Raw genomic sequence first — 20,830 nt, 5'->3', positions numbered from 1 at the left:
AGAGGAGTCTTTTCTTTTGGAAGAAAAAAAGAAAGTGATGATAGATGCCGGGCACGGCGGAACGAAAGATCCGGGAGCAGTATTTGAGGATCGGATGGAAAAGGACGATACCCTGCGTCTGGCGCTGGCAGTAGGGAGGATTCTCGAGGAAAATGGGGTGAATGTCGTCTACACGCGGTCAACGGACGTTTATGACACGCCCTACCAGAAAGCAGAGATGGGAAATGAGGCGGGCGCGGACTATTTTGTTTCCCTGCACCGCAATGCGGCGAGTGAGCCGGGAAAAGGTTCGGGCGTCATGACGCTGGTGTACAAGACAGGCAGGGAATCAGAACAGCTGGCGGATTCAATCCAGAGAGAGCTGGCGCGCACCGGATATGTGGATCTCGGCGTGATCGAGCGCCCGGATTTGATTGTGCTGCGGAAAACGCAGATGCCGGCGGTTCTGGTTGAAGCCGGATTTATCGACAATCCGGAGGATAACAAGCGGTTTGACGCGCAGTTTGACGAAATTGCGGCGGCGGTTGCATCTGGGATTCTAAATGTAATCGATGACGACATGGATCGCCGTCCGGTGGAAGAGAGCGACTATTATTACCAGATCCAGACGGGGGCGTACCGCATCCGATCGCTGGCAGAGCAGCAGTTAGAAGAACTGCGCCGTATGGGATTCCCTGCATTTCTGGTGTACGACGGGACGTATTTCAAGCTTCGGGTCGGTGCGTTTAAAAATCTCGACAACGCTGTGCGGATGGAACAGGAACTGCGGAAGGCGGGATTTCCGACGGTGCTTTTGTATGAGAGGGAGGTAAAGTAGGGGAGAAAAGCTGAAAAACAGGCACTATCTGAAAATAAGAATAGAATGACTTATTTGATTGATTTTTGCTGTGCTTTTTGTAAAAATGAATGGAAAAAATCCCCTCATTATGGTATGCTGAAGATAGAAAGCAACATGCATTTTCTTGTAGATAAAGGGAGGGGTTTGGTATGTCAGAGAAGAAAAAAATTATCATCACGATTGCGAGACAGTATGGAAGCGGTGGTGCGGATACGGGCAAAAAGTTGGCGGAAGATCTGGGGATCAGTTTTTATGATAAGAACATTCTCCGTATGAACTCAGATGAGAGCGGTATCAAAGAGAGCTATTTCCATCTGGCAGACGAGAAGGCGGGCAACCGGCTTTTATACAAGATTATCAATACATTGACGCCGGAAAAGGGCGCACCGTCGTTCGGTTCCGATCTCATTTCAGCCGACAATCTGTTTCGCTTCCAGTCGGAAGTGATCCGGAAGCTGGCGGCGGAGGAATCCTGCGTCATCATCGGTCGCTGCGCGGATTACGTGCTGGATGGCACCGAGGGACTGATCCGCGTGTTCCTCTACGCGGATATTAAAGTGCGTGAGGAGCGCGTGCGTGAGCGGAATCTCTACGCGGACAAAGACGTTCTCAAAAATATCCACCGGATCGACCGGGAACGCCGCGATTATAATCGTTATTATGCAGGGCGCGACTGGGAGAAACCGGAGAATTACGATCTTTTGATCAATACGACGCAGATTGGTGTGGATGGGGCGGTTCAGTTGATTAAGGATTATTTAAAAATGAGGGGGCTTTTGTAAGGGAAAAAGAATGACTTCCACTTGCAATTCAATATAGTATCGTGTAAAATGGCACATGCAGCCGGGCGAATACGAGAGTGTTTGGACGGCTGTATGTGCTGTTTTGCTATTATTACAAGTAAGGGGAAAATATGAAATATCAAAATGATATTGACAAAATGAATACGAACCGGAATTTATTTCTGATGTCGCTGCCGATCTTCGTGGAGCTGTTATTGCAGCTTTTGGTCGGAAACGTTGATCAGATGATGGTAAGCCGGGTATCGCAGCCCTCAGTGGCAGCGATTGTCAATGCGAACCAGATCATGAACCTGGTAATTATCGTGCTGAGCATGGCATCGACGGCGGTTACCGTGATTTTGTCCCAGTATCTGGGCGCGCAGGATGAAAAAAATGCATCCCGGACCTGCATGGTCTCGATCGTGCTGATCGGCGGCGTCAGTCTTGCGGCAACGATTCTGGTTTTTGCCGGGCACACGCCGCTTTACCGGGCGATCCATGTGCCGGAGGAGGTTTTTGATGAGGCGTCGCTGTATCTGCTGATTGTCGGCGCATTTATTCTGGTGCAGGGACTTTATCTGACCTTCTCAGCGATGATCCGCGCATTTGCCATGGTAAAGGAAGTCATGATTATATCAGTTATCATGAATGCCATGAATATTGTGGGAAATGCGATTTTAATCAACGGCTGGTTCGGAATGCCGCAGCTTGGGGCGGTCGGGGCGGCGATCTCGACGGATATCAGTAAGTTAGTTGGTCTGGCATTGATGATCGGAATGTTTTTCAAGAGCCGCCGCGTCAAAATGGGAATGAGTTATCTGCGTCCATTTCCGGTGCAGATTTTAAAAAATCTCTGCCTGTTGGCAATTCCGACAGGGGTCGAAAGTTTTTCATACAATCTCTCCCAGATGATGATTCTGGGAATTGTTAATTCCTTTGGCACGCTGGTTACTGTAACTAAGGGATATTGTACGATTTTTGCCAATATTGATTATGTCTATGCGATGGCGATCGCGACGGAACCCAGATTGTGCTGGGCTACCTGATCGGCGCGCGCCGTCTGAATGATATACAGAAACGAGTGAATGCGACACTGAAGGTTGCGATTGCGGCGTGTGTCGGTATGGCGGTGCTGATGTGTCTGGGAGGCAAATACATTTTCCTGATTTTCACAGACAACCCGGAGATCATTGCGCTTGGACGGCGGATTCTGGTGATTGAGATTGTGCTGGAGATCGGGCGCGCGGTCAACATTGTTATGACCAAATGCCTGATTGCGGTCGGCGATGTCCTGACCCCGACCACGGTCGGAATCACCTTCCAGTGGGTCGTAGCTGCCGCCGGTTCCTGGCTGCTCGGCAGCAAGCTCGGCTGGGGGTTGGAAGGCGTCTGGATTGCGATGGCAGCCGATGAATGCGTGCGCGGACTCATTTACGCGGTGCATTTTAAGAAAGAACGTTGGAAGAAGAATTTTAAGGGCGTGAAGACAGAAGCGGAGTTGGGAGAGGCGTAGAAGATAAGCGAAGAAAGAAAGTGTGAGAAAAAATGAAAGAAACAGGATGGAAAAAGACAGCAGGGAATGGTTCTGATGGAAAAAGAACGGAAGGAAAGAAATCGTTTGGCCGGGGGGAGAAAACAACTGGATTTTCCAAGAATAGTGCAAAAGTGGGAGTCAATGGGGAAAAACAGAGAAAAGCTGCTCGTAAAGTGTCTGGAGTTGAGGATAAATGGGGCACACATGGGGACAGGAAACGAAATGTAGGGGAAAAAGACGGTCAGAAAACGGTTCGTGGTGGACAGCGAGGAAAAACAAAATGTCCGATTTACCGTGAGTGCGGTGGCTGTCAGTATCTCCATTTAACCTATGATCAGCAGTTAAAAGAAAAACAGAAGCGCATGGAAGAACTGCTGGGCGGTGTCTGTCCGGTTCGTCCGATCATTGGAATGGAAGAGCCGTATCATTACCGCAATAAAGTTCATGCGGTATTTGGATTGGATCGGAAAAATAATCCGATTTCTGGCATTTACAAAGAGGGGACACATCGGATTCTTCCGGTGGATTCCTGTCTGATTGAGGATCAGAAAGCAGACGAGATCATCGTGACGATCCGGAGTATGCTTCGTTCGTTCAAGATTCGTGTTTTTGATGAGGACACCGGATACGGTCTGCTGCGTCATGTATTGATTCGCCGCGGCTTCACAACCGGCGAGATTCTGGTCGTTTTGGTGACAGCATCCCCGGTATTCCCGTCGAAGAACAATTTCGTCAAGGCGCTTCGTGAAAAGCACCCGGAAATTACTACGATTGTCCAGAATATCAACGGCAGAAGCACCAGTATGGTACTGGGGGACAAAGAACATGTACTGTATGGAAAAGGATATATCGAAGATGAACTCTGCGGACTCCGGTTCCGTATTTCGTCCCGTTCCTTCTATCAGATTAACTCAGTTCAGACTGAGAAGCTGTACGGAAAAGCGATGGAACTGGCAGGACTTACAGGCAAGGAGACGGTACTGGATGCTTATTGCGGTATTGGTACGATCGGTCTCATTGCCAGCAAACACGCGGGCAAAGTTATCGGCGTAGAGTTAAATCAGGATGCAGTGCGGAATGCAGTGCAGAATGCGAAGAAGAATGGCATCACCAATGCACAGTTCTTCTGCAATGATGCAGGCCGGTTCATGTCTCATATGGCAGCCCGCAGCGAGAGCGCCGACGTCGTTTTCATGGATCCGCCGAGAAGCGGAAGTACCGAAGAATTTATCGACGCGGTAGCCTGATGCAGCCGAAACGTGTCGTCTACATTTCCTGTGGTCCGGATACATTGGCACGCGATTTGAAAGTATTCGCAAAGCACGGTTATCGGGCGAAAGAAGCATGGCCGGTGGATTTGTTTGGGTGGACGGGGCATGTGGAGACGGTTGTCTTGCTTTCCAAGGGTGAGGTCGACTCGAAAAAGATTCGGGTTGAGTTCTCTTTGGAAGATATGGATATGTCCGAATTTCAGGATGGGGCAACCTATCCGCAGATCAAGGAGTATGTGTTGGAGCATACCGGGTTAAAGGTGTCCAACCTCTATATCTCACAGATTAAACGAAAATGTGGGATTGGGGTTGGTAAGAACTATAATCTGCCGAAGTCCGAGGATTCCAGACAGCCCCAGTGTCCGCAGGAAAAAGAGAAAGCAATCCGAGAAGCATTCAAATATTTTGGGATGATCTAACATCCCGCAAAATGGAGGTTTCTTATGGATAGATTGATTTCTTGTGAGTTTAACATGGATACCGCTTGTGTGGAACTGAAATTTTTAGATGGCAGCATGATTGCCATTGATACCATCGCCGTGGAGAATGAGGTTGCTGACAATATGTATCAACGGTCAGAACTGGATTATCTAATCTACAATGATCCGGTTGGATATGCAGACTTGATCTTGAACGGTGATCCCGAAATTTATCTAAAAACTGTAACTGAATGTAAACCCTTAGATTAAAACTCAGCCCTCTGCCTTTTCCTTGGCAGAGGGCCGTTTTTTGCTTAACAGTTATTGAGCATCCCTTAATTGCTCTACAACACTGCATTTCGCTGCATTGTCATACATCATGCAAGGAATCAGCCACCCCAGCAGAAGAAATACCGGAATTGTCAGCAGGACAGGCAGAATGGTGAATCGATACTCAAAGAACCAGAACATACTGCCCAGCATTTTTCCTGCAAGAGGTCCCACCGCCAGCGACAGAATAAAGGCCGCCGATACGGAGGACATTGCGTAAAACAATCCCTCGTAGATCAGCATGGTTTTGAGCTGCCGGTTCGTCATTCCTACAGCCTGAAGCACAGCAAATTCACGGCGGCGGGAAAGAATACTGGTCATCATGGCGTTGAAGAAATTTAAGAGTCCCACCAGCCCAATGATAGCACAGAGGATACCACCTATCAGAAGGAACATCTGCCGGAACTGAGCAAATTCAGAGCGAGCCGTGGCCTTGCTTTCATACATCAAGGGCGAAAACTCACCGGCAGTGAGCTTCGATAGATATTGCTCTGCTTCGGCCTCGTCCGCTTCGTCCGCTGTGTCGAACAGGTAGAGCAGCGGAATGGCCGCACCACCGCTGTCCCGCTGTGCGGTATCCACAGACAAAACTGTCTCATATCCAATACCACCATAACGATAACTCATGGAATACGGAAGCTCTACCAAGGCGCAGACCGTGTACGCTACATCTCTGGCTCCATACAGTTTTTCCTGAAGGTACTCCTCCGGTGTATCTTCGGTGCAGAGTTCCCCGGTGCGGCTGTCGATATATTTCACATCGTCCGCATAGGTAGCGGTGATCGTGTCTCCCACCTTAGGGTAGTATTCAAGATTGGGCAGATTACCGTAGTCATCTAAGGAAACCGCAATGGCAATGGCGTTATTGTCCGGCTCCAACATGGGAGAAATATCTCCGTCGAACACTTGCAGCTTGTCAAACAGACTGTTATCCAGAGCCTCAATTCTGGTCTTTCCCATCACCATATTGCCCCGGTGCTCCAGACGGCTCATATGGCTGTCCAACTGCTCGGCGCTTTCGAACCATGCATAGTCCTGCCGCAGAGCATCCTCCGTCATCCACAGATATGCGGGTTTTCGCACAGCATATCCCGTGCCGGAAAGACTGGCCTTTGTGTTTGCTGCGATCTCTCCGATCTGTTCTGGCGTGATGAATTCATCTGCTGAGTTGTAACGGAAATAGTCGGGCGTGCTGACGATAAAATCGGCGCAGGTCTTGGCGGATACATACTTCTCCATGCTGAAGCCGCCCACAAAGGTACACAGCGCATTGAAGAGTGTCACCGACAGTGCCAGAGACACCACCACCAGTACCGTCTTTTTCTTGTTTCGTCCCAAATTGGCAAAGGCCATCTGATGGAGCTTCGCTCCCCGGGTGCTGCGCTGTTTTTTCTTGGTCTGCATTGCATCCGTATATTTGGTAGCCTCCACCGGAGAGACCTTAGCTGCCATTTTTCCGGGCTTGGAACAGGACAAGAGCACCGTCAACAAGGCGAACAGCATAGAACCAAGGAAGATCACAGGCGATGTGCTGATGGTGGTGATGCCTGCATCCAACTGGGTGGAGCGCAAGACAACAGGCACCAGAACAGCGCCGATGCCGTAGCCCAGCAGCAGCCCTGCCGGAATGCCGATCAGACAAAGCAGAAGTGCCTGCTGGCGAATGATACGTTTGAGCTGCCGGGGCGTTGTGCCAATGGTTTTCAGAAGTCCGTAGAACCGGATATCCCCTACAACAGAGATCTGGAAAATGTTATAGATGATAAGATACCCCGTGAAAATCACCAGCAGCAAAAAAGCTGCTATGGCGATCACAAGTTCCGGATCAAGCTTCGACTCCAGCTGGGATGAGGTATATCCCCAGTTGACGCCGATCCGGACGCTGTTGGGATCGGTATAGCTGTCCCATGTGTAGCCAAGATCGGTATCCACCTGCTCCATCTGCCTTGAATGTTTGTGCCGGAGGCCAGCATGACATTCAAATCGGTGCGGAAAGGCTGTAAACCTGTTTTCACTGCCTGCGCTTCGATGTCATCTGCGTAATCACGGCTGATGTTGATGTAATGAACAGGCATTAGTTCATCATAGTCCCAATAGCCCACCAGCGTAAAGGTATCTGTTACAGTAAAGGCGGTTTGATCCTTGTCCGTAATGGAATAGGAAACCGTGACCTCGGCGCCCAGCTCCGGCGTTACGCCAAGCAGCTGCAACGCTGCCGTATCCATGGCTACCTCTTTGCCGCTTTCGGGCATCCGTCCGGTAGTAGGGGTTGCATAGCTCCATTTAGTGCAGTTGGCATCCATGTAGCTGATCTCTGCCGGTATTTTGGCAAAGACCCCCTCCGCAGTGATACCGATTACCTTCCGTACCCCCGCAGCCTTCACCTTTGGGTGGGCAGCGATGCGTTCCGCCTGCTCGGGGGAAACATCCTTAAAGGTGCCATGCGCATAGCCGCCTACCTGCCGAAACTGGTAGGTTTCATAACTGGCGTTCAACGACAAGACAATGGTGAACATGGACGTAAATAGCAGCGTTGTCAGCGCAATGGCAAAAATAGCGATCAGATTGCGACGGCGGTTCGCATAAAGAGATTTTAAGCTGAGCTTCCGAATACATTTTCTGTTTTTGACATTCATCGTAACCACCTCCCGTTAGCTCTGGGAGACGATCCGACCATCTTCGATACGGATAATGCGGTCTGCCATCTGTGCAATTTCTTCGTTGTGAGTGATCATTACGATTGTCTGGGCGAACTTTTGACTGGTGACTTTCAAAAGGCTCAATACATCCTGGCTGGTTTTGGAATCCAGATTGCCGGTGGGTTCATCTGCCAGAATGATAGCGGGTGCTGCCGCCAGCGCACGGGCAATGGCTACCCGCTGCTGTTGACCGCCTGAGAGCTGATTGGGCAGCGCATCCAGACGATCATCCAGCCCAAGTGTCTGTACAATCTGCTGTACGAAATCCTTATTGACCTTGCCACCGTCCAGCTCAATGGGTAGAACAATATTTTCATACACATTCAGCACCGGAACAAGATTATATGCTTGGAACACAAAGCCGATTTTCCTGCGGCGGAAGATGGTCAGGGCTTCCTCCTTCAGGGAGAAAATATCCTGTCCGTCCACCATAACCGTGCCACTTGTAGGGCGATCCAGCCCGCCCAGCATGTGCAGCAGCGTGGATTTGCCGGAGCCGGATGTGCCGACAATTGCAACAAATTCGCCCTTCTTTACACTTAAATCAACTCCATCCAACGCATGAACTGCGTTATTGCCGGAGCCATAAATCTTTTTCAGGTTTTTTGCCTGTAAAACTTCCATAAATGAGTACCTCCATGAAAAAATCTGTATGTATGAAAGGAAATGATCCTTTGATACATACAGATTATTGCATAGGAATCTTTCCACATTCTTTCCGGCGGAAAATGAAATCTAACAGTTTTGATAGAATTGTTGTTATTTCGGCAGAAATATGGAAAACGTACTTCCTTTTCCCGGAACGGAAGCAACCTTGATATAACCGCCCTCGCCGGATATGATCTGTCGAGCAAGGTATAAGCCGATGCCCACACCTTCTTGTTTCTGCACACTATTTGAGCGGTAAAAGCGAGCAAATATCTTCGCTTGCTCATTTTCCGGGATGCCTGAACCGGTATCCGATATATCGATCCTTGCAAACATTTCGTAACTTACGGCAGAAATCCTGATTGTGCCATGCTCTGTATATTTGATGGCATTGTCTACGATATTAGCCAGCGCTTCCGCTGTCCATTTGAAGTCGAATACAGCAAAAGCATCGGTATCCTGCATTTGCAAAGACAATCCTTTTTCAGAAGCCTTGGCAGTATATTGTTCTACCACACTTTCAAGCAGCGGCTGCAGCGCTGCTTGCTGAGGGGAGAGTGAAATGATCCCGTTTTCCAGTCTGGAAAGCTTTACGAGAGAATCGATCAGAAAACGCAGCTTTTCCGATTGTTTGTACAGCGCCTCCACATTTGCCTTCGCCGATGCAGGCAGAGTTTCCTCCATCAAAAGCTCGCTGTATAACAGCAGATTTGCAATCGGCGTTTTCGTCTGGTGGGAAATGTCCGCAATCAAGGTTTTGATTTTGTCTTTTTCCTGCGCTATATTTTGAGAAGATGCTTCTGCTGCGGAAAGATAGTGCGCAAACTTCGTTTCCAATGCAGACAGCTGGCTTTCATCAAAATTGGTTTCAGAAAAGGAGCCGGTCATGGCAGCGTCCAGCATCTTTTCGATTTCTTCCATCGTTTTTCTGGTCTTTCTCCGTTCCCATAATACAGCAGCTATCGCCGCCAGAAAACATAGCAGTATGATCACAATGCCGGTTTTATTCATCTTTTGTCACCCAGCTATAACCGATTCCATAGACGGTTTTAATGTATTTCTGTGCACCAAGCTTATCCCTCAGACGCTTGATCGTAACAGACAAAGCATTTTCATCCACATATTCTGCGCCATCTGTCCAGATCCGGTCGACAAGGTCTCCACGGGTCATGGTTCGACCACGATTTTCAACAAGCAGACGCAGTAATTTTTGTTCTGTTTTGCTCAATTCCACTTTTGAATCTCCCACATAAAAGGTCATAGCCTCAAAGTCAAAGTGAAATAGATCCATATGGAACGGCGCATTTTTATGGTTTGACGCTTGCTTTCGCAGTTGGGTATTCACCCTTGCCCGCAAAACCGAAAGAGAAAAGGGCTTGGTAATGTAATCATCAGCGCCCCTCTCCAGTCCGTCTACGATGTCCAGATCGGTGTCATTGGCAGTCAGCAGAATAACAGGAATATAGGGTGTGTTTTCCTTGACCTCCCGGAGCAGCTCGAGCCCGCTGCCATCCGGCAGATTGATATCCAGCAGGATCAGGGATACACTCCCGCAAAGCAATTGTTCTCTTGCCGCTTTTAGATCATGGCAGGATATAATCTGACGGTCATCTGCTTTCAGCGCTTTGCATAAGCCTTGATTCAAACCGATATCATCTTCAATAATCAATAATTGTTCCATGTATCTCACTCCTTCGTTATTCAAATGCCACCATTATTTCCTTGGGCAATTTTTCGTTCTCACAGTTCAGAAGATAGGCTATTGCTCTGCTTGCAAATTTGTTTGTTTTCACTGTATCCCAATCGGCAAGCCGAATGACCTCTGCCTTGCCGTTCTGAAAATCCAATGATATTTCGCCCCATTCGCCGTCGCAGTCTGCTTGATATTCGTAGATTGCGGCGGCGATTTTCTTTTTGCGCTTGGTCTTGGATTTCTGTTTTAGTCGGACAGCGTGGATCGCACCCTCGGCAACCAGAAGTTCTGTCAGCTTGTCCACCGCTTTTCGGTAGGCTCGTTCTGCACCGCTGGCTGTACTGCCCTCAAACATAACCGCCAGTTCTTCAAAGGTGGGGCGGTCTTTCCATGAGCTGACACGCCCACAGGTCATGCAAATTGCTAACCGTTTTTCGAGCAAGGTCTGTTCCCGGTAATTCAGTTTCTCAAATGCCCGCTGCACCTTTTCTGCCTGTATGCCGTTCCAGAGGATATCGGTATAGTTCCAGCTATCGTCAAGGGCTACATCCTCGCCTGTTTCTTCGCCGTCCTCGTCTGTGACATAGAAAGGCTGCTGATTACGGATTCCACGGACAACTTTCAGATATTCTTCCGCAAGGGCAAGATCGCAGTTGTACTTCTTGGAAAATTCGTTGACCGCATCCTTGGTGTTATGGTACATCCATGCCATTGACCGCACCATTTTGTAATTGGTCAGAGAGGACACCGACCATTTTTCTTCGCCCATGCGAAAACGGAGCATAGCATCCCGGATGAACGGGAAAATGTATGTAGCATACTCTGCACCCTTGGCAAGGTCATAGTCCATCAGCTTTTGGAGCATTTGCTCCCGGCAGGAGAGCTTTATATCTATAAATCGGTCTGTGTCGTACAGATCGCCGCCATCCACACCGAGAAAGTCTTTGATGCGCTTGTTAAGCTGCGGCTCGTAGTGGTGTAGGAAGAATGAGAAATATATCAAATTCTTTTCCTGCAAGGCAGACAGGATATATTCGTTCAGATTGCCCACTGATGGCGGCTCCGGTTCCAGTTGGAAGATGCGCTCTGCTACATAGGGAATGATGCCGTCACCGTGCGGATTGACTTGGTGTTTTGGTATGTATCCAGTCATATTCCATGTAAAATCATTCAGCATAGCGCACCTCCTTCCGGTTTACCATATCAGTATTTAGAACTTTCTTTGCAAATACACCATATCCACCAACTGTACACCACCTTCATATATTGGGTGGTCATAATTGTCTGTAAAGAAATTTGGTATTATGTGAGAACGGACAAAACCACATTTTTCATAGAATGGTATTGTCAGTGGACTATCGCCCGTTCCAACTTGCAGAACAGCATATTGTCCGCTATATTTCTCGATGATAAAGTCAATCAAAGCTTTTGCATAGCCTTTGCCTTGATGTTCTGGAACTGTTGCAATGTTCTTAATTTCAAGCACACCATTTCTTTCGCCGGTTATGACACATTCGCTTTTAACTCCATTGTCATCGAGGATATACATCCTGCCATTATCAAGATAGCAATCTACCATGTTTTCCTGCTCATCAGCCAATAACAGCAAATCCAGATATTCCTTTTTGTTTTCTGTAACCTCAATAATTTTCATTGTTTATACCTATAAGTTACTTTCAATGCTTCTTTTTTCAAAGCCGTCTGTCCCATCTCTTTTTCGTAATCACCTTTGGCATAGGCGACATTGCTCAGCGCTCGAAGCATTTTATCCTTTGCCAGCTTCTTCATAGCCTCCGCAAGATCAGCGTCCAAAGCGCCACGCTTTATATAGCGGTTTATGGTATTCAGACGCTTCTCATAAATCTGTTTCAGCGGATGATCGTCCGCAAGCTCCCTCTGTTCTCTGCCTTTCAAGTTGCCGATCTGTCGGCAAGTGCGGTGCAGCTTGTCCCCCGGTGCATAGCCACCGCAGTATTTGGTGTGCCTTGCGTTGGTGGTCAGAAACCACTTGCCGCAGATCCGGCATTTCTTCGGTGCATGACCCACACACAAGCCCTCAAAGAGATCAGACCGGAACATCCCCACAAATGATACATAGTGCATCCGCTTGACCAGCTTCGCAACTTTTTCGCCGGGACGGATGACGGATACATACTGAACGGAATTGTTCAGGGTAGACATCCAGGCATTGCCCTCCGTGATGGAAAACTCCGGCGGGAAATAGCTGCCGAACATTTTTGCAAAACCCTCTGCGGTGCGGTCTGCTTCGTTGCCGTCTGTTTTTTCTGCAAAATCAAGCATGGACGTTTGGTATTCCCCAAGGGAGTAAGCCAGATGCCCGCATACAGCGGTATAGCGCTGGAGCATCACCGCATCAGCATATTTCGGAACTTCTTCGAACGGTAAAGAATTGGTTACGGCTTTTATGGCGAACTCCACATATTTCAGAGCATTGTCCGCAGTAAAGACCCTTTCTATTCGTTCCCGGTGCTTTGGTATATCCATATAGGAGAACGGCGGCGTTTTGCTGAGAATCTCTAACATTGTCAATGCAGCTTCCTTTGCCATAGGAAAGAGTGCAGAAGTATCCTGTCCGGCATTCAGCATCCCGAGCAGCAGATTGATTTTCTCGCATTGCTCGTTTATTTTTGCAATGGTATTCACAGGAACATTCAGTGCATCACAGGCAAGCGTACCGACAGGAAATGTTTTGCTCTCATATATGACCGTATCCTGCCAGAAATCCAATGTCATCAATTCTTGATTCATGCTTGCCCTCCTGTCCTGTTTTTTCATTTTTCTAATTATATCATGTAAATGTAAAGAAATCTACGTCCTCAGATAAGTTGTCCTGTTTTTTGAAACAGGATTGTCCTGTCATTAGCCTGTTTTTTGAAAAATCCGTCATAACCATAATAGAAGGAGCGAAGCACCTGCCAATCACGGCGGGTGCTTCGTGCTTTCCAGAATATTATGAACGGAGGGTTTTCTATGACAATCTATGAAACCATCAAGGCGGCAATCAGCGTCAAGCAAGCCGCCGAACACTACGGGCTGAAAGTGAGCCACAACGGCATGGCTTGCTGCCCGTTCCACAACGACAGGCATCCGAGCCTGAAGCTGAATGAGGACTATTTTTTCTGCTTCGGCTGCGGAGCCAAAGGGGATGTGATCGACCTTGTGGCAAGGCTGTTCGATCTGAGCAGTTATGAAGCAGCGCAAAAGCTGGCTGCGGACTTTGGACTTGACCCAAAACCGCCCACTGCCGCAGCTATGGTCAAGCCGAAGCGTCCCTATATCCGTCAGTTACGGGAGGATGAAATGCTGTGTTTCCGGGTGCTGACGGATTATCTGCATCTGCTGGAAGATTGGAAAGTACGATACGCACCCAAGACACCGGAAGATGCTCTGGATGACCGTTTTGTGGAAGCCTGCCAGATGCACTGCTATATCGAATATATGGCAGATGTGCTGACGGTGGGTGATCTGGAAGAACGGGTGGCATTGGTGGACAAGCTGATGCATGACGGCAAAATTGCTTTTCTGCAAGAGTACATCACACGAAAGAAAAAGGAGGTGGCGCACCATGCGAAGAACCGGAAAACGCCTGATATGAACTTGCCCATGTGGTTTGACGGGCAGAACATCAACGAAGCTCTGTTTTGTGAAGAATTTCTGCAAGAGCGCAGGATCATCTTCGCAAACGGAGCTTTTTTCACGCCCGATGGTCGAGTGACGGACGATCTTCCTCTGCGTGGGGAGATTTACGACAAGCTGAAATTCTGTGCCGTAAACAATATCCCCCGGAAGATCACCAACATTCTGGAAGTGCTGAAACTGGAAGCGCAAGTGCCGGACTTTCCACCGGAGCAGGATCGGATTCATTTGTCCAACGGTACGCTGCTATTGAATGGCACATTTACCGAGGGCAGACCGGCTATCGTGCGGAGCCGTTTGCCGGTTGCTTACAATCCCGATGCTACTGCGCCGGTGATCTGGCTGAACTTTCTGGATGGGTTGCTTTACGCCGAGGACATTCCAACTTTGCAGGAGTTTATCGGCTATTGCCTGATTCCCTCCAACAAGGGGCAGCACATGATGGTGATTAAAGGCAACGGCGGCGAGGGTAAATCTCAAATCGGTGCGGTACTGTCTACCATCTTCGGCACGAATATGAAAGACGGCAGCATCGGCAAGATTTCTGAAAACCGCTTCGCCCGTGCCGATTTGGAACACATTCTCCTGTGCGTGGATGATGATATGCGGATGGAAGCTCTGCGCCAGACCAACTATGTAAAATCCATTGTCACCGCACAGGGCAAGATGGATTTGGAACGCAAAGGCAAGCAGAGTTATCAGGGTTGGATGTTCGCCCGATTGCTGGCATTCAGCAACGGTGATCTGCAAGCCTTGTATGACCGCAGTGACGGATTTTATCGCAGACAGCTTGTGCTGACCACCAAGGAAAAGCCAGTGGACAGAGCTGACGATCCCGACCTTGCGGAGAAGATGAAAGCTGAAGCCGAGGGTATCTTCCTGTGGGCATTTGAAGGCTTACAGCGGCTTGTTGCCAACAACTTTAAGTTTACGGAGAGTGAGCGTATCCGGGAAAACCGGGAAGCGGTCAAGCGTGACAACAACAATATCTTTGATTTCATGGATTCCGAGGGATACATCCAGCGTAAAGCGGATGCGTCCATCAGTTCCAAGGATTTCTATGAAATCTACCGGATGTGGTGCGAAGAAAATTCCCTTGCACCGCTGAAAGCCCGCAGCTTCAGCGACGCCATGATTGCCAATGCCAAGAAATTTAATCTGGAACATTGCAACAATATCACCAACTCTGCCGGACGGCGGGTTTGGGGATTCATGGGAGTGGAAGCCATTGCACGACCTCATATAAATGGGTTTTACGGAGATTCGCCGTGTACGTACGTACCGGAGGACATTCCGGAGGAATGGCGGCAGGTCGAGTAAATCCCATTGGCTGGTACGTATGTACGCAGCAAAAGAGCGTGAAACGCTTGTGATAGAAACAGCTCATTTCCTTTATTTGGGCTGTTTCTATTGCAGTGAAAGATTTGATTTTCACTGCCGCCGGGATGGGTGGTGTTTCGCAAAACAGCAGCTATCCGGGCTGAACAACAGAAAACGATGCAGACAGTTTTCGGGCAGTTCAGCAGAGGTCACCGCAGTGACCGCATTCCCCCTCGGGAGAGCCCTCGGAGAGCCCACGGCACTTTGCAGCCAGTATGGATGAAAGTGTCATAGTGGGTTATTACACTTTGAAAAAGTGCCTCTCCGTAGTTCTCCGCTGTCTGCAAATCTCAAAGAAAGGACAAAAATTCTATGGCAAGAAATGATGGAATAGACCGTACCGTAGCCAGAAATCAGGACTTGGAAACCCCGGCAGATGTGGCTAAGGTACAGGAACACAATGAGCGTGAAAAGGACAGCTACAGCAATCAGGACATCGTGCCGGAACGCACTTCTCTGAACGTTCATTTCAAAGCACCCACGGACGATTATGTAAAAACGTTTGAGCAGATGGAACAGGACGGCGTAATTTCCACCAGAGGTCTGAAACCGGATGCCGTCAAATACGGCGAGTTAGTATTTGATGTGAACTCTGCTTATTTCTACAATCATGGCGGCTATGAATTTGCAAAACAGTTTTATGCTGATGCTTACAAAGCCGCCGTGGAGATTGTAGGCGGTGAGCAGTATATCCTCTCCGCTGTGATGCACGCCGATGAGCGCAACCGGGCGATGTCCGAAGCTCTGGGCGAGGATGTGTACCACTATCATCTTCATGTGGTTTATATCCCGGTGGTGGAAAAGCAGATCCTTTGGTCGAAGCGATGCAAGGATGAAGCCTCCGGGGAACCGTTAAGGAGGTCATCACACAGGTCAGCCGCAGTAAGAAATGGGAGTCTAAGCCGGTGCTTGACGAGGACGGTAATCCAATGTTGAACGCAAGAGGAAAAAAGATTTTGAGGTCATCCTACAGTGTGTTGCAGGATGACTTTTTTCATTTCATGCGAGTTGCCGGATATACCGATCTGGAGCGTGGAGAGCGTGGCAGTACCGAGGAACATCTGACTGTGACCCAGTTCAAGGTGCAGGCAGAACAGCAGCGGCTGGAAACTGTGGCCGGACAGGTGGCACAGGTGGAGCGGGGTTTGGAGAATGCCAAAGCTGCCACGGAGAAGCAGAAACAGAAACTGGAAGCTCTGCAAAAGGAAACCAAAACAGCAAAGACCGTTGCTCTGACGGTGCAGGAGATTGAAACAATGGGCAAAAAAGCCACATTCGGAAACAATGTTGTGCTGACTCCGGATGAATGCGACACGCTCAAACACTATGCGGTCAATGGTATTATTGCCAATGCTGACAACAAGCGACTGAAAGAAAAATTGGCTTCCGCAGAAAAGACGGTTTCCATCTGGAAGCAGCGGTATGAAGCGGTAAGCGAAAAATATATGGAACTCAAACAGAAAGCCCAACCCTTTCTGGATGCACTGGAAATCGCATCCGAAAAGGTTCGGGCTTTTATCAATTCTATCCTCATCAGAGGAAAGGAAACACAGGAACACGAACACCCTGCCCGGAAGCGTGGACAGGATATGGAACTTTGATGGAGGAATCGCCTATTGAAGAAATATTATGAAGAAGCGAAATATAATGCGGCATTTGACCGCTGTGTGGATGTTATGAGCCAGATGCTCCAGAAATATGGACATCAGGTTTTGGATAAATTGGAACAGGACGCTCCGCAGGAAGTGGAGTATTCCGAGGAAAGTAATCAAGCGCAGCTTCTGACGGATAAGGCTGCGTAAAATTTGCAATTTACACGTTGCGTATTCACTATGGCTATGCTATAATGATTACGCAACGTGTATTTTTTGCTTTTGTGGAGAAAAGACGGATGGATTGTAAAAACAGAATTATAAAGTTGCGGGAAAGCACAGGACTGAATCGGAAAGATTTTTGCAAGCTCGTTCATATTCCTTACCGGACTATGACTGAATGGGAATTGGACAACCGCCATGCACCGGATTATGTGCTGTGGCTTTTGGAGTATTATATCCGCAACGAGGGACTTATGGTAAAAGGAAGGAATGAGGGAGGTGGAGATTCTGAAAAAGAAACAACTTAAATGCTATCTTTATACAAGAGTGTCCACCTCGATGCAGGTTGACGGATACAGTTTGGATGCCCAGCGTGACAAGCTGCGGAAGTATGCGGCATACGAGGATATGATCGTTGCCGGGGAGTATTCTGACGAGGGCTTTTCCGGAAAGAACATTCAAGGGCGGCAGGAGTTTCAACGGATGCTGAATGACATCCAGGACGGCAAAGATGATGTTTCTTATGTGTTGGTCTTTAAGCTGTCCCGATTTGGCAGAAATGCAGCGGACGTTCTGAACTCTTTGCAACTCATGCAGGATTTCGGTGTCAATCTGATCTGCGTGGAGGATGGCATTGACAGCTCCAAGGATGCAGGAAAGCTGATGATCTCTGTGCTGTCTGCGGTGGCAGAGATTGAGCGAGAAAATATCCGCACACAGACAATGGCAGGACGTGAGCAAAAGGCTCGTGAGGGCAAATGGAACGGCGGTTTCGCTCCATATGGATACAAACTGGAAAATGGAAACCTTGTCATTGCAGAGGATGAAGTGGAAGTAATTCGTGTCATTTATGACCGCTACATTCACACTAATGAGGGTGTTGCAGGAGTTGCAAAATATCTGAACCGCAATGGTTATACTAAGAAACTAAGACAGAATAATACCATTCCGGGATTTTCAAGAGATTTTGTGAAAAATGTATTGTACAATCCTGTTTATATGGGAAAGATTGCTTACGGCAGACGAAGAACAGAAAAGAAACAGGGTACAAGAAACGAGATGCACGTGGTTGAGCAGTCGGAGTTCCCGGTTTATGAAGGACAACACGAAGCTATCATTTCCGAAGAGGATTGGTATCTGGCACAGGAAAAGCGCAAGATCAATTCTTTTAAGCGGGAAAAGGTTAACAATCCAGACCACGCACACATCCTGTCCGGTATCTTGAAATGCCCATGCTGCGGAAAGAGTATGTACGGCAATATCGCCAAGGCGCACAGCAAGGACAAGAAAACACGGTATTATTACTACTGCAAAAATACGGTAACACCTACCGGGCATGAGTGCAGTTTCCGTCTGAATATCGAGCAGACGGAAATCAACAAATTTGTGGCGAAGGTTATCTCCGCTATGGTCAACAATCCACGGTTTGTAGAAGCGATTCAGGCGAAAATCGGAACAGCAGTTGATACAGAAGATATGGAACGGCAGATTGCTGTCCTACAAGGGCGGCTAAAGCAAGCCTTTGGAACGAAAAGCCGCTTGGAGCGTCAGATGGATACCTTGGACATCAATGATGCCCACTATGACAGAAAGATTTTGGACTTGCAGCGCCGCTATGATGAGCAGTATGACACCATAGAGGAAATCGAAGTTCAGATTGGCGAATTGCAAAGTCAGATCCGCAGCATCCAGCAGGAGAAGATTTCCGGAGACAATATCTATCGCTTGTTGCTGGCATTTGATGAAGTCTACCATTCCGCAACGGAAGCGGAGCAGAAGGAGTTTATGAAGGCCTTTATCGAGCGAATTGAGATGTTCCCGGAGAAAAGGAAAGACGGAAGCTGGATAAAGAAGATCGTATTCAATTTTCCTGTGCCTGTTGATGGTGAGGAAGTGAAAGAACTTCCCTTGGAAACTGAAACAACTGTCGAGACGGTAGCTCTTTTAACTAAAAAAAGTGACTTTGGGAAGAAAAAGAGAGACTTCCAGGTTGAGATGGAAGTGCCGATTAGTCCAGATATGCATAAGGAGTATAAAGAACAGAAGGAACAGAAACCAACTTATGAGAATATCAAGAAATATATCATGGAGAAGCATGGGGTGAAGGTGCATACTGCTTATATAGCAGAAGTAAAACGGGATTGTGAATTGGATATGCGTCCTAATTATAATGTTTCAAAGAAAGATGATCCTGTGATAAAATCCTGTACTCCAGAGAAAAGGGAATATATCATGGAGGCATTGAGGTATTACAAGCTGGTAGTGTAGTTTACTGGGTAGAGAAAAAATAGCATAAGATTCAAGAAAGCAGAAGCAGTAGGACTTTTCCTATGATAGCTTCTGCTTTTTTAATGCCTACAGTTATACACGCTTCGATGTACGTAAAGAGAAAAATTTTATGACAGTAGGAAGAAAAGTTGATAAATCCAGAGGACGTTAAAGTATGTAGTATATATAAATAATTTTTTAATGATGATAACGTGTCACCTGTGGATGAGAACAGATAGGTCCATTTACCTATAGTATAAAAGGAGAGAAGGGGGAGGATTTTGGAGATGTTCAGTGAATTTGAGAAGTTTTATCTGGGTTCGCCCAAAGGGATTTTAATGGGTCAAAATCCCTTTGGTATGATACGCTTGTATACTCCCCTCTATGTGAGAGCTTTAAGAAATGAGATAGGTACGGCAAAATTTTGAGAAAGAACATGGTAAAGAGAACATTAGGAAGAAGAACAACATGAGGAAAGGTGATTGCACATGCTAGATTTGAAAAAGAATACTGTAGCAGAGTGGATGCTTAAAGAGGGATATACTGAAGTGACACTAATGGATTTTTATAGAGATATATACCCTGAAGAAGTACTCAGAGCTGATAATAAAGGATCAGCTAAAGATGAAGGAATGGGCAGGGTGCAGATAGTGGTTCATTCCACTAAAAAAGTAATGGGCAGTAATGAAAAAGGATATGCAAAACCATTCTTTAAAGACTTATCTGGGTTGAAAATGGCAATAGATAAATCAAATGAAACTTATGGATTACTAGAGGCAGCAGGTGCTCCACCAGATAGGCAAGATTTCAGAGGATTGTCTAACATGTTTAAACAGATGAGGTCTGTTTATATGGCTAGAACAAACACTGTAAGAGAGCCCTTACTTCCTTCTCCAACATATATTACATGTTCAGGTCATGGAGTGCATTTATAGATGGAATTGAACTCTTTTTCTATGAGGGTCAGGTCTCAAGGCTTGATAGGTTACCATATAAAAATAATCTGCCAAGTCATTTAAGAGATAATTTTAAGACAAGTAGACAATGGGGGTTACTGGGTTATAAAGTAAAGTTGGGATCAGTGCCTTATAAAATGCACTGTAATGAAACTCAGAATATAACACATGATTATTATTCAAGCAATCAAGTAGAGAAATAGCAAATAGTAAATGATAAAGATAGCATGTCATCAATCAGGTGGCATGTTATTTTTATGTTTGTTTATTAGTTTGATATTCAAAATAGCGACCAGAATCAATTTCCAGGGGTTTTCTGAGTTTAGGGTATAAATATATGGACTAAGGGGTTGAAAGTGGTTCCAAGGGCAAACCAGTGATCCAGAGAGAGTATTTAAGTTTAGGTGTATGTAAATAAATTTTTGGGTAAAAGTTTAGTTGTGATAGATTTTATTTTAAGAAAAAAAGTTTAGTTTATTTTTATTAAATAAACTGACAAAAGTGATTTTATCTGTTATAATTATGAGTAGAGAGAAGTTTA

Annotated in this window: 21 protein-coding genes and 2 pseudogenes; 15 read left to right on the top strand and 8 right to left on the bottom strand. The window is 47.1% G+C overall.

Features of this window, described 5'->3' with window-relative positions; genetic code table 11:
* Positions 1 to 16 precede the first annotated feature (16 nt).
* The 7 genes from DWZ16_RS08360 to DWZ16_RS08340 all read left to right on the top strand — a co-directional run bounded on the left by DWZ16_RS08360 (position 17) and on the right by DWZ16_RS08340 (position 5,114).
* Entirely contained in the window at positions 17 to 817 is an 801-nt protein-coding gene (locus tag DWZ16_RS08360; protein ID WP_117795973.1) for an N-acetylmuramoyl-L-alanine amidase, read from the top strand.
* A 170-nt stretch (positions 818 to 987) separates the two neighbouring features.
* The gene (locus tag DWZ16_RS08355; RefSeq protein ID WP_022358543.1) at positions 988 to 1,620 is read left to right on the top strand and encodes an AAA family ATPase; all 633 of its coding nucleotides are present in this window, start codon (positions 988 to 990) and stop codon (positions 1,618 to 1,620) included.
* Positions 1,621 to 1,751: 131 nt separating this feature from the next.
* A complete protein-coding gene (locus DWZ16_RS08350) occupies positions 1,752 to 2,666 on the top strand; it encodes an MATE family efflux transporter (protein ID WP_243021967.1) in 915 nt (304 codons plus the stop codon).
* Positions 2,651 to 3,133 carry an MATE family efflux transporter gene (locus DWZ16_RS16135; protein ID WP_243021966.1) on the top strand — a complete coding sequence of 161 codons (483 nt, stop codon included), beginning with the start codon at positions 2,651 to 2,653 and terminating at the stop codon, positions 3,131 to 3,133. The genes DWZ16_RS08350 and DWZ16_RS16135 overlap by 16 nt, the downstream gene beginning before the upstream one ends.
* Positions 3,134 to 3,165: 32 nt before the next feature.
* Positions 3,166 to 4,401 carry a 23S rRNA (uracil(1939)-C(5))-methyltransferase RlmD gene (rlmD, locus tag DWZ16_RS08345; RefSeq protein ID WP_412694310.1) on the top strand — a complete coding sequence of 412 codons (1,236 nt, stop codon included), beginning with the start codon at positions 3,166 to 3,168 and terminating at the stop codon, positions 4,399 to 4,401.
* The gene (locus DWZ16_RS16755) at positions 4,401 to 4,844 is read left to right on the top strand and encodes a hypothetical protein (protein WP_412694309.1); all 444 of its coding nucleotides are present in this window, start codon (positions 4,401 to 4,403) and stop codon (positions 4,842 to 4,844) included. Before rlmD ends, DWZ16_RS16755 begins: the two co-directional genes overlap by 1 nt.
* 24 nt (positions 4,845 to 4,868) lie before the next feature.
* Complete coding sequence (locus DWZ16_RS08340) at positions 4,869 to 5,114, top strand: DUF6061 family protein (RefSeq protein WP_021683568.1); 246 nt, start codon at positions 4,869 to 4,871, stop codon at positions 5,112 to 5,114.
* A 51-nt stretch (positions 5,115 to 5,165) separates the two neighbouring features.
* On the opposite strand, the gene DWZ16_RS08335 is transcribed toward DWZ16_RS08340, so the two are convergent.
* The 8 genes from DWZ16_RS08335 to DWZ16_RS16125 form a co-directional block, all read right to left on the bottom strand.
* Complete coding sequence (locus DWZ16_RS08335) at positions 5,166 to 6,959, bottom strand: ABC transporter permease (RefSeq protein WP_243021975.1); 1,794 nt, start codon at positions 6,957 to 6,959, stop codon at positions 5,166 to 5,168.
* A gap of 26 nt (positions 6,960 to 6,985) precedes the next feature.
* A complete protein-coding gene (locus DWZ16_RS16130) occupies positions 6,986 to 7,810 on the bottom strand; it encodes a hypothetical protein (protein WP_243021965.1) in 825 nt (274 codons plus the stop codon).
* A gap of 15 nt (positions 7,811 to 7,825) precedes the next feature.
* Positions 7,826 to 8,497: an ABC transporter ATP-binding protein gene (locus tag DWZ16_RS08330; protein ID WP_117526588.1), complete on the bottom strand. Its 672-nt coding sequence runs from the start codon at positions 8,495 to 8,497 to the stop codon at positions 7,826 to 7,828.
* 135 nt (positions 8,498 to 8,632) lie between these two features.
* Positions 8,633 to 9,532 carry a sensor histidine kinase gene (locus DWZ16_RS08325; RefSeq protein ID WP_117526586.1) on the bottom strand — a complete coding sequence of 300 codons (900 nt, stop codon included), beginning with the start codon at positions 9,530 to 9,532 and terminating at the stop codon, positions 8,633 to 8,635.
* Positions 9,525 to 10,202, bottom strand: coding sequence for a response regulator transcription factor (locus DWZ16_RS08320; protein WP_117526584.1), 678 nt, complete (start codon positions 10,200 to 10,202; stop codon positions 9,525 to 9,527). The genes DWZ16_RS08325 and DWZ16_RS08320 overlap by 8 nt, the downstream gene beginning before the upstream one ends.
* A 16-nt stretch (positions 10,203 to 10,218) precedes the next feature.
* The gene (locus DWZ16_RS08315) at positions 10,219 to 11,391 is read right to left on the bottom strand and encodes a hypothetical protein (RefSeq protein ID WP_117526582.1); all 1,173 of its coding nucleotides are present in this window, start codon (positions 11,389 to 11,391) and stop codon (positions 10,219 to 10,221) included.
* 33 nt (positions 11,392 to 11,424) lie between these two features.
* Positions 11,425 to 11,868 carry a GNAT family N-acetyltransferase gene (locus tag DWZ16_RS08310; protein WP_117526580.1) on the bottom strand — a complete coding sequence of 148 codons (444 nt, stop codon included), beginning with the start codon at positions 11,866 to 11,868 and terminating at the stop codon, positions 11,425 to 11,427.
* Positions 11,865 to 12,983, bottom strand: coding sequence for a DUF6076 domain-containing protein (locus DWZ16_RS16125; protein WP_242993100.1), 1,119 nt, complete (start codon positions 12,981 to 12,983; stop codon positions 11,865 to 11,867). The genes DWZ16_RS08310 and DWZ16_RS16125 overlap by 4 nt, the downstream gene beginning before the upstream one ends.
* Positions 12,984 to 13,205: 222 nt before the next feature.
* On the opposite strand from DWZ16_RS16125, the pseudogene DWZ16_RS08295 reads away from it, so the two are divergent.
* From DWZ16_RS08295 to DWZ16_RS08265, 8 genes and pseudogenes are all read left to right on the top strand, one after another.
* Positions 13,206 to 13,825: pseudogene (locus tag DWZ16_RS08295) on the top strand (CHC2 zinc finger domain-containing protein).
* A gap of 1 nt (position 13,826) precedes the next feature.
* Positions 13,827 to 15,191 carry a phage/plasmid primase, P4 family gene (locus tag DWZ16_RS08290; RefSeq protein WP_118522604.1) on the top strand — a complete coding sequence of 455 codons (1,365 nt, stop codon included), beginning with the start codon at positions 13,827 to 13,829 and terminating at the stop codon, positions 15,189 to 15,191.
* Between the two features lie 372 nt (positions 15,192 to 15,563).
* Positions 15,564 to 16,852: pseudogene (locus DWZ16_RS08285) on the top strand (plasmid recombination protein).
* Between the two features lie 15 nt (positions 16,853 to 16,867).
* Positions 16,868 to 17,053: a hypothetical protein gene (locus DWZ16_RS08280; RefSeq protein ID WP_117526568.1), complete on the top strand. Its 186-nt coding sequence runs from the start codon at positions 16,868 to 16,870 to the stop codon at positions 17,051 to 17,053.
* Between the two features lie 89 nt (positions 17,054 to 17,142).
* Positions 17,143 to 17,373 carry a helix-turn-helix domain-containing protein gene (locus DWZ16_RS08275; RefSeq protein ID WP_015540908.1) on the top strand — a complete coding sequence of 77 codons (231 nt, stop codon included), beginning with the start codon at positions 17,143 to 17,145 and terminating at the stop codon, positions 17,371 to 17,373.
* Entirely contained in the window at positions 17,354 to 19,333 is a 1,980-nt protein-coding gene (locus DWZ16_RS08270; protein WP_182427321.1) for a recombinase family protein, read from the top strand. Before DWZ16_RS08275 ends, DWZ16_RS08270 begins: the two co-directional genes overlap by 20 nt.
* Before the next feature lie 287 nt (positions 19,334 to 19,620).
* A complete protein-coding gene (locus tag DWZ16_RS15440) occupies positions 19,621 to 19,761 on the top strand; it encodes a hypothetical protein (RefSeq protein ID WP_182427317.1) in 141 nt (46 codons plus the stop codon).
* Positions 19,762 to 19,821: 60 nt separating this feature from the next.
* Positions 19,822 to 20,268, top strand: a complete 447-nt coding sequence (locus DWZ16_RS08265) for a hypothetical protein (protein WP_118522602.1) — start codon at positions 19,822 to 19,824, stop codon at positions 20,266 to 20,268.
* The last annotated feature ends 562 nt before the right edge of the window (positions 20,269 to 20,830 follow it).

Origin of the sequence: Clostridium sp. AF29-8BH, assembly GCF_003478145.1 — a bacterium.
GTDB lineage: Bacteria > Bacillota > Clostridia > Lachnospirales > Lachnospiraceae > Otoolea > Otoolea fessa.
Note: the sequence above shows the minus strand (reverse complement) of the source record. Positions and strands in the feature narration are given on the sequence as shown.